Genomic DNA, 13,060 nt, shown 5'->3' on the forward strand with positions numbered 1-13,060 from the left:
CGCCAATGAGCAGAAGAACGACCGGAGCCGGGCGATGACTCTCGCCAGCAAACTTGCCGAGGAACGCCGCGCCCGCCTTGCGGCGGAGCGCCTGCTCGAGCTCAAGCAGGCCGAGCTTTTTGCCGCCAATCGCAAGCTTGGCCATCATGCCCGCGCGCTGAGCGAGGAGATCGTCGAAAAGCGCGCCGAAATGGCCACGGTGCGCGACGAGAACCAGCGGGTGAAATCCGACCTCACCCGCGCCACCGAAAACCTCGAGGTCGCCGAACGCCGGCTGGGTCAGGCGGTGGAAACCATCGAGGACGGATTTGCCTTCTTCGACGCCAATCACTGTCTGATCTTTGCCAATTCCGCCTATCTCTCGGTGTTCGACGGGATCGAGGAAATCCAGCCCGGCATCTCCTTTGCCCGTGTCCTGCAATTGCTGACCGAAGAGGGCATCGTCGACACCGACGACCTTGCCCCGGCCGACTGGCGCGCGATGATGCTGGGGCGCTGGCAATCGCCCAGTCCCGAACCGGTGACCCTCAGGCTCTGGAATGACAATTACATCCGCGTGCATGACCGGCGCGGAGAGGCCGGCGACGTGGTGAGCCTTGTGCTCAATATCACCGACACCATCCGCTATGAAAAAGACCTGCGCCGGGCGCGCAACCGGGCCGAGGCGGCGAACCGCGCCAAATCGGCCTTTCTCGCCAATATGAGCCACGAGATCCGCACTCCGATGAACGGCGTGATCGGCATGGCCGAACTGTTGACCGATACCGAGCTGAGCGAAGAACAGCGGCTTTACGTCAACACCATGCGCAGCTCTGGCGAGGCGCTTCTGGTGATCATCAACGACGTGCTCGATTATTCCAAGATCGAGGCTGACAAGCTCGAGCTGCACCCCGAAACCTTCGATCTCGAACGCGCGATCCACGAGATCGTCATGCTGCTGCAACCCACGGCCCGCGACAAGGGGATCGACCTGCTGGTCGATTACGACATCTTCCTGCCGACGCAATTTTTCGGCGATCCCGGGCGCATCCGCCAGGTGCTGACCAATATCATCGGCAATGCGGTGAAATTCACCCTCAGGGGCCATGTGCTCACCCGCGTGGTGGGGGTGCCGCGCGACGATGGCACATCGGCCATCCATGTCACGGTCGAGGATACCGGCATCGGCATTCCGCCCGACCAGCTTGGCCATGTGTTCGGCGAATTCAACCAAGTTGAGAGCGAGCGCAACCGGAAATTCGAAGGCACCGGGCTGGGGCTGGCCATCACCAAGCGGCTGATCGGCCTGATGGGCGGCGAAGTCTGGGTCGACAGCGTGCAGGGCCAGGGCTCTAGCTTCGGCTTTACCCTCACCCTGCCCTGCCCCTCGGGCGAGACCGTGCAACCGCCGGTGATGCCGCGCCATCTGCGCCGGGTGCTGATCGTCGATGACAAACCGGTCAACCGGCTGATCCTGGAAAAGCAGCTTCAGGTCATGCTGGTGGAAACCGCGAGCTGCGCCAATGGTCGCGAGGCACTTGACCTGGTCAGCCAGGGGGGCGGGTTCGACCTCGTGCTGACCGATCACAACATGCCCGAACTTGACGGGCTCGAGCTTGCCGAGGCGCTGCGCGCGGCCGGGCAGGAGGCGCCGATCGTGATGCTCAGTTCGAACACCGGCTTTGCCGAGCAGGATCCGGCCGCCAGGCATTTGCATGCCATCCTGCAAAAACCGGTGCCGCGTGCCCGGCTATTCGAGGTGCTCAGCGGTGTCACCGAGGCGCCGCTGGTCGCCGCACCTCCGTCCTTACCAAAACTGCCGCCGCCGCCGGCCGCGGAAAAGCCGGAACCAGAGCCGCCCGAGGCGGTCAGGCTGCAAGTCCTCGCCGCCGAGGACAACCGGACCAATCAGTTCGTTTTCCGCAAGATGGTCAAATCCCTGCCGGTTGATCTGCATTTCGCCAACAACGGCGTCGAGGCGGTGGCGCTTTTTCGCGAGCTTCGGCCCGATATCGTTTTCATGGATATCTCGATGCCCGAGATGGACGGCAAGGCGGCCACTCTGGAAATCCGCAAGCTCGAGGAGGGCGGCGGGCACCGCACCCCGATCATCGCCTGCACCGCCCATGCGATGACCGGCGACCGCGAGGCGCTGATCGCGGCGGGGCTCGACGATTACATCACCAAGCCGCTGAAACGCGCCGCCATCGAGGAGATGTTGACAAAATACACGCCCCGGAAGGCGGCGATGCGCGCCGGCTGAGGGGTGTCGGGCGCGGAGGGGCGGGCCGACACCCGCCCGGCCTAGCCCCTGTCGTCGTGCAGGAACGCCGGGCGATCCGGTTCCGACAGCTCTTCGTTGTAGCGATAGCCGCCGAGATCGAAACCGAGCAGGTCGTCAGGCGTGGTGAGCCTGGTCTGCACCACATAACGCGCCATCGCGCCGCGCGCTTTCTTGGCAAAGAAGCTGATGATCTTGGGCTGGCCGTTCTTCATGTCATAGAATTGCGGCGTCACCACCCGCGCCTTCAGCGCCTTGAGATCAACCGCGCCGAAATATTCCTGGCTGGCGCAATTGACCAGCACCGCGCTGCCGGTGGCCTCGGCCTGGGCGTTCAGCGCCCGGGCAATCCGGTCGCCCCAGTAGTGATAAAGGTTGCTGCCGCGCCGCGTCTTGAGCCGCGACCCCATTTCAAGCCGGTAGGGCTGGATCGCATCGAGCGGGCGCAGCACGCCGTAGAGCCCCGACAGCACCCGCAGGTGATCCTGGGCATAACGCAACTCGTCCGGCTCGAGCGAACGCGCCTCGAGCCCCTGATAGGTGTCGCCGGCAAATCCGAAGACCGCCGGGCGGGTGGCCTCCGGCGTGGGCTCGGCGGCGAAGGCCTTGAATCGGTCGCGGTTGAGCCGGGCCAGATCGTCGCTGAGGCCCATCAGCCCCTTGAGGTCGCCCAGGGTCAGGTTGCGCGCGGTCTTGGCCAGCCGCAGCGCCTCTTCCTGCATCGCAGGCGCGGTCGTCTCGACATCGACCTCTGACCAATCCAGCCGCTTGGCCGGGGAAATCACCACAAGCATCGCATCCCTCCGTTTCGCCCGGACTTAGGATGCTTCGCGCAAAACGTCCAGAAAGGCCGCGCCAAAACGTTCGCTGCGCCGTTCGCCCAAGAGCCGCTCGAGCTCTTCGGGCAGCGAGGGCCGCCGTTCGGCCACCTTGGCCAGCAGCGAAGCCGAGCAAGACAGCGGTTTTTCGGTGCCACAGGCGCCGCGCGCCAGATCGGCCTGGACCTGCATCAGCCGGTCATAGACCGCGCCGGCGTCGCGCCCGGCCAGCTTGCGCCGGGTCGGGTGCATCTCTTCCGCCGCGCCGGTGATGACGGCGAGGAAATCGGCGCCGTAGCTGTCGAGCTTCTTGGCGCCGACGCCCGAGATCCGCGCCATCTGGTCGAGGTTCGACGGCTTGGTCTCGGCCATCTCGATCAGGGTGCGGTCGTTGAAGATGATATAGGCCGGCACGCTTGCCGCCTCGGCCAGCGCGCGTCGTTTGGCCTTGAGCGCCGACAGGAGCGGCGCATCCTCTTCGCTGACCATCGCCTTGACCGCCGGGCGGCGTTTCGCCTGGGCCCTGGCAATCGTGTCGCGGCGCAGGGTGATCGCGGCCTCGCCACGCAGGATCGGCCGCGCGGCCTCGGTCATCCGCAACGCGCCGTGGCGTTCGGGATCGGGGCGCATCAGGTCATGGCCCATCATCTGCCGGAACACCGCCTGCCAGCCGCGCTTGTCAAACTCGCGCCCGACGCCGAAGGTGGGCAGCTGCTCGTGGCCCTTCTGGCGCACCTTGTCGGTCTCGTTGCCCATGACGATATCGATCAGATGGCCGGCGCCGAACCATTCGCCGGTCCGCAGCGCCGCCGAGAGCGCCTTGCGGACCGCTTCAGTAGCATCAAAGGTCTCGACCGGGGTCTGGCACAGGTCGCAGTGGCCGCAGGTTTCGGCGTCTTCGCCGAAATAGCCCAGCAGGGTCTTGCGGCGGCACTCCAGCGCTTCGGCCAGACCCAGAAGCGCGTTGAGCCGGCCGTGATCGGCGGCGCGGCGTTCCGGCGGGGCAAGGCCCTCGTCGATCTGGGTGCGGCGCAGGCGGATGTCGTCGGGGCCGAAAAGAGTCAGCGTCTCGGCCGGGCCACCATCGCGGCCGGCGCGGCCGATCTCCTGGTAATAGGCCTCGATGGATTTCGGCAGGTCGGCATGGGCCACCCAGCGAATGTCGGGCTTGTCGACCCCCATGCCAAAGGCCACGGTGGCCACCACGATCAACCCGTCCTCGCGGGCAAAGCGGCTCTCGACGATGCGCCGGTCCTCGGCCTCCATACCGCCATGGTAGAAACAGGCGGTGTGGCCATCCTCGGACAGTGCGCGGGCCAGCCCCTCGGTCTTTGCGCGGGTGCCGCAATAGACGATGCCTGACTGGCTGCGGCGGGCGGCGGCAAAATCGAGGATCTGGCGACGCGGGCTGTCCTTGGGCTGAAACGCCAGGTGGATGTTGGGCCGGTCGAAGCCGCGCAGGAAACGCGCCGGTTCCTCGCCGTCAAACAGCCTTGTGACGATCTCGTCCTGGGTCTCGCGGTCGGCGGTGGCGGTGAAGGCGGCCAGCGGCACGTCGAGCGCGCGGCGCAGTTCGCCGATGCGCAGGTAGTCGGGGCGGAAATCATGGCCCCACTGGCTGACGCAATGCGCCTCGTCGACGGCGATCAGGCTGACACCGATGCGGTGCAGCATCTGCATGGTACCGCCGGCGGCCAGCCGCTCCGGGGCGAGGTAGAGCAACTTCAGCGTGCCGGCTTCGAGCGCTTGCCAGACCGCCTCGGTCTCCTCGGGGGTGTTGCCCGAGGTCAGCGCGCCGGCCGCGACGCCGGCCTCGCGCAATCCGCGCACCTGGTCGCGCATCAACGCGATCAGCGGCGAGATCACCACGGTCACGCCCGGGCGGAGCAGCGCCGGAAGCTGGAAACAGAGCGATTTGCCGCCGCCGGTGGGCATGATCGCCAGCACGTTCTGGCCGGCCGCCACGGCCTCGACGATCTCCCCCTGACCGGGGCGGAATCCGTCGAATCCGAACACGTCCCGCAATAGCGTGGCGGCGTCGTCCATGGGGCAAAACCTGCTAGATTTGTGTCAAACTGCTCTTATCCCAACAATCACACATTGAGATTCGGTGAACAAGGCCCCGACACCGCCCCGGACGTGATCCGGGGCGTGCCGCGATCGGGTCTCAGATCAGGCCGAACATCTCGGGCAGGATGAAATCGCGCAGCGAGATCAGGATGATGAAAGCCACCAGCGGCGCCAGGTCAAGCGGGCTGGTGTCCGGCAGGATGTTGCGGATCGGGCGATAGATCGGCTCGAGCAGGCGGTTCAGCCCGTACCAGATCTGCGAGACCAGCGGCTGACGCAGGTTCAGCACCTGGAAATTGATCAGCCAACTCATGATGATATGGGCAATCATGATAAAGAACGCCACATCGAGGATGAGCTTCAGGGGCCCGTAAATCGCGTACATCTGCTTTATGTCTCCGCCTTTTCGCGCAATCTAGGTAAGGCCGGCACGACCAAAGCACAAGTGTCGCCGCGTCACGGCTTGCCGCCCGTCGCGCCGCGGCGCACACCTGCGGCTGGAGGTGGCCCGCATGTATCCGTTCATCCGCATGTTCAAAGAGTTGTACCTGTTCCGCAAGGCGCCGCGCCTGCCGGTGACCGGCACCCATGTGTCGCGCCACCGCTGCTGGCCCTGGGACATCGACTTCTGGATGGAGCTGAACAACGGCCGCACGCTGACGCTCTACGACCTCGGGCGTATCCCGCTGGCCCAGCGGACCGGCTTCATGGCGGTGCTGCGACGGCGCAAATGGGGGCTGACCGTGGCCGGCTCCTGCACCCGCTACCGCCGGCGCATCCGGCCGTTTGAGAGCTTCGAGATGCGGTCGCAGGCGGTGGGGGTGGATCACCGCTTTGTCTACCTCGAACAGTCGATGTGGAAAAACAACGGCGAATGCGCCAGCCATGCGATGTACCGCACCGCGGTGACCGGCCCCAAGGGGATCGTGTCGCCGGCCGAGCTTCTGGCCGAGATCGGAGCGGAGGGGATGCCGGAGCTGCCGGATCATATCAAGGCCTGGATCGCGGCCGAGGATGCCCGCCCCTGGCCACCGATGTCCGAGGGCTGAGCCGGGATGGCGGCGGAGTTTCCGGGCGGTGACTGCCCTGGCCGGAGCAAGTAAATCTTGCGCCACGCCGCGCAGTCGGGCTTAACCGCCGCAAACCACGGGGGCATCATGGACGCGACGAAACGCAAACGGATTTGGGGCTGGTTCTTTTTCGACTGGGCGAGCCAGCCGTTCAACACCCTGCTGCTCACCTTCATCTTTGCCCCCTACGTCAAGGAACTGATGGGTGACGGCAGCGCCGCACAGGCGGCCTGGGGCTACGGCATCGGCGGTGCCGGGCTGGTCATCGCCCTGCTGGCGCCGGTTCTGGGCGCATTGGCCGACACCTCGGGCCAGCGGATGCGCTTCATCTGGCTGTTTTCGCTGATGTATGTGCTGGGCTCGGCCGCGCTCTGGTTTGCCGCGCCGGGGGATTTCAACCTCGTGCTGATCCTGCTGGCCTTTGCCATCGGGCTGATCGGGATGGAATTTGCCACGATCTTCACCAATTCCATGCTGCCGGATCTGGGCAGCCCGCAAGAGATCGGCCGGATTTCGGGCAACGGCTGGGCCTTCGGCTATTGCGGCGGGCTGGTGGCGCTGGTGCTGATGCTGGCCTTCTTTGCCGAAAGCGCCGAGACCGGCCGCACCATGCTGGGCCTCGCCCCGCCCTTCGGTCTCGACGGCGAGGCGCGCGAAGGCACCCGGTTTGTCGGGCCGCTGACGGCGCTGTGGTACGTGGTCTTCATGATCCCGTTTTTCGCCTGGGTGCGCGACCCGAAGCCCACGGCGCGGCACCCCGGCGCCCTGCGCCGCGCGCTGCATGACCTCGGGCGGACGCTGCGGCGGCTGCCGCAAACGCCGTCGCTCTTTGCCTATCTGGCCAGCTCGATGTTCTACCGCGACGCGCTCAACGGGATGTATGTCTTTGGCGGCATCTATGCCGCCGGCGTGCTGGGCTGGAGCGTGGTCGACGTCGGCATCTTCGGCATCCTCGCAATCATCTCGGGTGCGCTGTTTGCCTGGCTCGGCGGCAAGTGGGATGCGCGCTTCGGCCCCCGGCCGGTGATCACCGCCGCCATCCTGGCGCTGACCTGTGCCGCGGTCTCGACGGTGCTGGTCTCGCGCCAGTCGATCTATGGCGTGGCGCTGGCCGAGGGCTCGGCCCTGCCCGACATCGCCTTCTACGTGATCGGCGCGGTGATCGGCGCGGCGGGCGGGGTGATCCAGTCGGCCAGCCGCACGATGATGGTGCGCCAGGCCGACCCGGCGCGGATGACCGAAGCCTTCGGGCTCTATGCGCTGGCGGGCAAGGCGACCTCCTTTCTCGCGCCGCTTCTGATCGGCGTGACAACCCAGATCACCGGCTCGCAGCAATTGGGCGTGACCCCGCTCATCGGGCTTTTCCTGATCGGACTTTTGTTGCTACGCTGGGTAAAACCAGAGGGAGACCGAGCAGCATGGTCCGACATCCGTTCCGCCTAGCCGGCGCCACGATTTTATGTGCTCTCCTCGCCGCTTGCGGCGGCTCTGACGGCACAAGGACCAAGGCGACGCTGGCCAGCGCCCCGCAGCCGACGATCGGCGATTCCCTCGGCGTGCTGTCGAGCAAGCAGGCCAAACAGCTGTTTGGCGCGCAGCGCGCCGGATCGGATCAGCGCACGGCAGCTTATGGCAGCTATGCCAAGGGCTGCCTGGCGGGGGGCGTGCAATTGCCGGAAACCGGCCCGACCTGGCAGGCGATGCGCCTGTCGCGCAACCGCAACTGGGCCCACCCGGAGATGATCGATTACGTCCGCAAGCTCTCGGCCCGCGCCGCGCAGTTTCCGGGCTGGAACGGGATTTACGTCGGCGACATGTCGCAGCCCCGCGGCGGGCCGATGCTGACCGGCCACACCAGCCACCAGATTGGCCTCGACGCCGATATCTGGCTGCGCCCCGCCGCCAATCTCGGCTTGTCCCAGCAGGCGCGCGAACAGATCTCGTCGATCTCGCTGCGCCGCTCGAATGGCGCCTTTACCAATGACGACTGGACGCCCGCGCATCACGCCCTGCTGAAAGCCGCCGCCTCGGATCCGCGGGTGGCGCGGATCTTCATCTTTCCCGGCGCCAAGGTGCGGATGTGCAACGACGAAACCGGCGACCGCGCCTGGCTGCGCAAGATCCGGCCGTGGTGGGGGCATCACTATCATTTCCACGTGCGCCTCTCCTGCCCGCCCGGCGCCAGCGGCTGCGTGAACCAGAACCCGCCCCCCCCCGGCGACGGCTGTCAGGAGGCGCAGGGCTGGGTTGATCGTATCCTCAACCCGCCGCCGCCGGACCCGAACGCCCCGCCGCCCAAGCCCAAACGCGAATTGGTGCTCGCGGATCTGCCCTTGCAATGCGCCAGCGTGCTGGAGGCGAAGTAACCCCGATGACACGATTTCTCAGGGCGGCCTGCCTCGGACTGGCAGGGCTCGCCAGCGGCTGCATCGCGGCCGAAACCCCGCCCACGGCGCGGCATCTTCAGAGCTTTTCCTGGCAAAGCGACGCCGAAGGCTTTGGCGGGATGTCGGGGTTCGAGCTGGCCGAGGATGGCGAAAGCTTCGTCGCGATCTCGGACCGGGGCCGCTTTGTCGAAGGCCGGCTGATCCGCGAAAACGGCCGCATCACCCGGGTCGAGGGCACCGCCCCCCAGCCGCTGATGAACACCGGCGGCAACCCGATGCACCGCAAGGTGGCGCAGGATGCCGAGGGGCTGGCCATTGCCGCCGACGGCCGGCGCTACATCTCTTTCGAGGGCCGGGCCCGGGTCTGGGCCTATCCGACGATGGCGCGGGCGCAGGCGCTGCCCAGCCACCCCGATTTCGACGGCATGCAGAACAATTCCGCGCTCGAGGCGCTGGCGGTGGACAGCCGGGGCTGGCTTTACACGATGCCGGAACGTTCGGGCCAGTTGACCCGCCCCTTCCCGGTCTATCGTTTCAACGGCACCCGCTGGGATCAGCCCTTTGCGATCCCCCGGATCGGCGGCTTTCAACCCACCGGCGCCGATATCGGCCCCGACGGCATGTTCTATCTGCTCGAGCGCGAATTCACCGGCCTCGGCTTTCGCTCGCGGGTCCGGCGCTTTCCGCTTTCGGAAACGGCGCTCGGCCCGGGCGAGGTGCTGCTGGTGAGCCATCTCGCGCGGCACGACAATCTCGAAGGCCTCGCCGTCACCCGCGCCGCCACCGGCCAGATCAGGCTGACCATGATCTCGGACGACAATTTCAACCCGTTCCAACGCAGCGAGATCGTCGAATACCTGCTGCCCTGAGGCAATCGCCCGGATCCGACCCGGCATTCCCCGCGCCCGAAGACCACCCGCCCCGGACCCCGATCCGGGGCCCCCTGGCCCGCGGCGCGCCCCGCCTGCCCGGCTTCCCCTTGACCGAGGCGCAGCACCTCTATATGCCCCGCCCGTTCCCGTTTCGGGAGCCAAGTCGCCGCAACCTTGCAAAAACGGGCATCAGACATGAACCGCACCCATCTTCCCGGCATTCTTGCCATGGCCGCGATCGTCGTGGCTTCGAACATTCTCGTTCAATTCCTCATTCTCGACGGGCTCCTCACCTGGGGCGCCTTCACCTATCCGCTGGCCTTTCTCGTCACCGATGTGATGAACCGGGTCTATGGCGTCCGCGCCGCGCGCAAGGTCGTGCTGGCAGGCTTCGTCACCGGCGTGATCTGTTCGCTTGTGGGCAGCCAGATCATGTTGCAGGGCGACGGCTACACCTATGCCGCCGTGCCGCTGCGCATCGCCGTGGCCTCGGGCCTTGCCTTCCTCGTGGCGCAGCTCACCGATATCGCCGTCTTCAACCGCTTTCGCGCAGGCCGCTGGTGGCGTGCGCCGCTGGTCTCGACGCTGGTCGGCTCGGCGCTGGACACCGCGCTGTTCTTTACCATCGCCTTTTCCGCCTCTGTCACCCTGTTCGGCGCCGAGGCCGATGCCGCGATCAACTGGGCCTGGGAGGCTGTGCCCTTCCTGAACACCGGCCCGCTGGCGCCGCTCTGGGTGACGCTGGCCTTTGCCGACTGGCTGGTGAAGCTCTCGCTGGCGCTGATCGCATTGATCCCGTTTCGGGCAATCGTCGCACGGCTTGGGCAAAATCGCGCTCTGGCCTGAAAAAACCTTTTGCGATTTGGCCTGTCCGTGCCATGATTCGAGTACGGACAACAAACAGAAAGGAGGTGCTTCAGTGTCTAGAGAGGTATTGGAGAAAGGTGTCGGAACAGTTCGGGGAGAGGCCCTCTGAGGCAGCCCTTGGGGGAGTTTCACCCCGAATTGGTAGGACCTAACCGGCCCCACCTCCTGACATTCTCGAAGGGCCATGCCGCCGGGCATGGCCCTTTTCGATTCAAATGACTGGCGGGACCGGCGCGCGACCCCGGGGAGGTCCCGGACCAGGTCCGGGCCGTACTCGGCTCGCGAGGCCCCGCGCCGCTTGCGACCTTGCCGTTCGCCCTCAGCCTGCCATATTCACCCGCATGACCCTGCACATCAACGATCAGATCGAAATCGCCGACTGGGAGCTGACGGAGCAATTCATCCGCGCCTCGGGCCCCGGCGGGCAGAATGTGAACAAGGTCTCGACGGCGGTGGAACTCCGCTTCGAGGCCGCCCGCTCGCCCGCCCTGCCCGATCCGGTCAAACGCCGGCTGCAACGCATCGCCGGCCGCAAATGGACCCGCGACGGCGCGCTGATCATCCAGGTCGACGAAACCCGCTCCCAGGCCCGCAACCGCGAGATCGCCCGCGAACGGCTGGCCGAGATGGTGCGCAAGGCGCTGGAACGCCCGAAACGGCGCATCCCGACGCGGGTGTCGCAGAACCAGAAACGCAAACGCGTGGATGCGAAAAAGAAGCGCGGCGAAGTCAAGGCGCTCAGGGGGAAGGTCGAGGAATAGCCCGGCCTACACCACCACCTCGATCCGCTCCTGCTCGCCCACGCCGAACACCCGCTTGTAGCGCTGGATCTCCGTCTCCGGCCCCATCGCCTTTTCCGGGTTGTCCGAGAGCTTGACCGTCGGCCGCCCCTCGGCCGAGACCGCCTTGCAGACCAGCGAAAAGGCGTCGAGCCCGCCGTCCGGCACCAACCCGCGGAAATCATTGGTCAAATTCGTGCCCCAACCAAAGGACACCCGCACCCGGCCCGAGAATTGCGCGTGCAACGCCGCGATGTTCTCCACGTCGAGCCCGTCGGAAAAGATCACCAGCTTGTTGCGCGGGTCCTCGCCGCGGGCGGTCCACCAGGCGATCGCCGCCTCGGCGGCCTTGGCCGGATCGCCGCTGTCGATGCGGATGCCGGTCCAGCCGGCCAGCCAATCCGGCGCCTTGTCGAGGAAACCTTGGGTGCCATAGGTGTCGGGCAGGATGATGCGCAGGTTGCCGTCGTGCTCTTCGTGCCAGTCGGCCAGCACGTCGTAAGGCGCCCGCGCCAGGGCCGCGTCATCCTCGGCCAGCGCGGCATAGACCATCGGCAGCTCATGGGCATTGGTGCCGATCGCCTCGAGATCGCGGTTCTTGGCGATCAGGCAGTTCGAGGTGCCGACAAAGCTCTGCCCCAGCCCTTCGGTCATCGCCTGCACACACCAATCCTGCCACAGAAAGGAATGCCGCCGTCTTGTGCCGAAATCGGCGATCCGCAGATTGTCGATGGCGCGCAGGCCTTCGACCTTTTCCCAGAGCTTGGTCATCGCCCGTGCATAGAGCACCTGCAATTCGAACCGCCCCATGTCATTGAGCACCGCCCGCCCGCGCAGCTCCATCAGCACGGCAAGCGCCGGGATCTCCCAGAGCATGACCTCGGGCCAGGCGCCTTCGAAGGTCAGCTCGTACTGGCCGTCGCGCTTTTCCAGGTGATAGGGCGGCAGGCGCAGGTTTTCGAACCATTCCATGAAATCCGAACGGAACATCGACCGCTTGCCATAGAACATGTTGCCGCGCAGCCAGGTGCTCTCGCCGCGCGACAAGGACAGCGAGCGGATGTGATCGAGCTGTTCGCGCAATTCGCCCTCGTCGATCAGCTCGGCCAGGCGCACCGATTTCGTCCGGTTGATCAGCGAAAAGCTGACCTGCGTGTCGCGCTTGTTGCGAAACACCGACTGGCACATCAGCAGCTTGTAGAAATCGGTGTCGATCAGCGAGCGGACGATCGGGTCGATCTTCCATTTGTGATTCCACACGCGGGTGGCGATATCGACCATCTCGACCGTCCTTCCCTCAGCGCAGCGTGACGCCGGCGTTCTGCATGTTGGTTGTCGCCGCCGCCAGCGACCCATCCAGATCGATGGCGCGGCAGTGATCGCCCAACACCGTGACGCCAAAGCCGAGATTGGCCGCATCCACCGCCGAAAAGCCGACGCAGAAATCCAGCGCCAGCCCCACCATCACCAGCTCGCTGATCCCGCGCGTGCGCAGATAGCCTTCGAGCCCGGTGGGCGTCGCGTGATCGTTCTCGAAAAACGCCGAATAGCTGTCGATCGCCGGCCGGAACCCCTTGCGAATGATCAGATCGGCGCGCGTCGTTTCGAGTTTCGGGTGAAACTGCGCCCCCTCCGAGCCCTGAACGCAATGATCCGGCCAGAGCACCTGCGGCCCATAGTCCATATCGGTCATCGCGAAGGGCGCCTTGCCCGGGTGCTGGCTGGCAAAGGAGGAATGCCCCGCCGGATGCCAGTCCTGGGTCAGCACCACCGCCTCGAAGTCCGCCATCAGGGCATTGATCGGCGCCACGATCTCGTCGCCGCCCCCGACCGCCAGCGCCCCGCCGGGGCAGAAATCGTTTTGCACGTCGATCACGATAAGAGCGCGCATCAGGCGGCCTCCTGTAGTCCCGGTTTCGCCGCAGCTTAGAATCGGC

General features: G+C 66.0%; 12 protein-coding genes. 7 read left to right on the plus strand and 5 right to left on the minus strand.

Features of this window, described 5'->3' with window-relative positions:
• Nucleotides 1-34: 34 nt before the first annotated feature.
• Nucleotides 35-2,242 carry a response regulator gene (locus AC0J5K_RS16555; protein WP_274565710.1) on the plus strand — a complete coding sequence of 736 codons (2,208 nt, stop codon included), beginning with the start codon at nucleotides 35-37 and terminating at the stop codon, nucleotides 2,240-2,242.
• Between the two features lie 41 nt (nucleotides 2,243-2,283).
• Here AC0J5K_RS16555 and yaaA read toward each other — a convergent pair whose 3' ends face one another.
• From yaaA to AC0J5K_RS16570, 3 genes are all read right to left on the minus strand, one after another.
• Complete coding sequence (yaaA, locus tag AC0J5K_RS16560) at nucleotides 2,284-3,054, minus strand: peroxide stress protein YaaA (RefSeq protein WP_274565709.1); 771 nt, start codon at nucleotides 3,052-3,054, stop codon at nucleotides 2,284-2,286.
• Between the two features lie 24 nt (nucleotides 3,055-3,078).
• Nucleotides 3,079-5,124, minus strand: coding sequence for a DNA helicase RecQ (recQ, locus tag AC0J5K_RS16565; protein WP_274565708.1), 2,046 nt, complete (start codon nucleotides 5,122-5,124; stop codon nucleotides 3,079-3,081).
• A gap of 121 nt (nucleotides 5,125-5,245) precedes the next feature.
• A complete protein-coding gene (locus AC0J5K_RS16570; protein ID WP_048533453.1) occupies nucleotides 5,246-5,533 on the minus strand; it encodes a YggT family protein in 288 nt (95 codons plus the stop codon).
• A 127-nt stretch (nucleotides 5,534-5,660) separates the two neighbouring features.
• On the opposite strand from AC0J5K_RS16570, the gene AC0J5K_RS16575 reads away from it, so the two are divergent.
• From AC0J5K_RS16575 to arfB, 6 genes are all read left to right on the plus strand, one after another.
• The gene (locus AC0J5K_RS16575; RefSeq protein ID WP_274565707.1) at nucleotides 5,661-6,197 is read left to right on the plus strand and encodes an acyl-CoA thioesterase; all 537 of its coding nucleotides are present in this window, start codon (nucleotides 5,661-5,663) and stop codon (nucleotides 6,195-6,197) included.
• A gap of 108 nt (nucleotides 6,198-6,305) precedes the next feature.
• Entirely contained in the window at nucleotides 6,306-7,661 is a 1,356-nt protein-coding gene (locus AC0J5K_RS16580; RefSeq protein WP_074839535.1) for an MFS transporter, read from the plus strand.
• Nucleotides 7,637-8,584 carry a penicillin-insensitive murein endopeptidase gene (gene mepA, locus AC0J5K_RS16585; protein ID WP_274565706.1) on the plus strand — a complete coding sequence of 316 codons (948 nt, stop codon included), beginning with the start codon at nucleotides 7,637-7,639 and terminating at the stop codon, nucleotides 8,582-8,584. Before AC0J5K_RS16580 ends, mepA begins: the two co-directional genes overlap by 25 nt.
• 5 nt (nucleotides 8,585-8,589) lie before the next feature.
• The gene (locus AC0J5K_RS16590; RefSeq protein WP_074839540.1) at nucleotides 8,590-9,474 is read left to right on the plus strand and encodes an esterase-like activity of phytase family protein; all 885 of its coding nucleotides are present in this window, start codon (nucleotides 8,590-8,592) and stop codon (nucleotides 9,472-9,474) included.
• Nucleotides 9,475-9,672: 198 nt separating this feature from the next.
• On the plus strand, nucleotides 9,673-10,323 hold the full coding sequence (locus AC0J5K_RS16595) for a queuosine precursor transporter (protein WP_274565705.1): 651 nt from the start codon (nucleotides 9,673-9,675) through the stop codon (nucleotides 10,321-10,323).
• Nucleotides 10,324-10,685: 362 nt separating this feature from the next.
• Nucleotides 10,686-11,105 carry an alternative ribosome rescue aminoacyl-tRNA hydrolase ArfB gene (gene arfB / locus AC0J5K_RS16600; RefSeq protein ID WP_048533459.1) on the plus strand — a complete coding sequence of 140 codons (420 nt, stop codon included), beginning with the start codon at nucleotides 10,686-10,688 and terminating at the stop codon, nucleotides 11,103-11,105.
• A 6-nt stretch (nucleotides 11,106-11,111) separates the two neighbouring features.
• Here the strand turns inward: arfB and pncB are convergent, their stop codons facing one another.
• Both pncB and pncA read right to left on the minus strand, forming a co-directional pair.
• A complete protein-coding gene (gene pncB / locus AC0J5K_RS16605) occupies nucleotides 11,112-12,404 on the minus strand; it encodes a nicotinate phosphoribosyltransferase (protein ID WP_048533460.1) in 1,293 nt (430 codons plus the stop codon).
• A 16-nt stretch (nucleotides 12,405-12,420) separates the two neighbouring features.
• Entirely contained in the window at nucleotides 12,421-13,014 is a 594-nt protein-coding gene (pncA, locus tag AC0J5K_RS16610; RefSeq protein WP_274565704.1) for a bifunctional nicotinamidase/pyrazinamidase, read from the minus strand.
• Nucleotides 13,015-13,060 lie beyond the last annotated feature (46 nt).

It is taken from the genome of Marinovum sp. E3 (assembly GCF_055755275.1).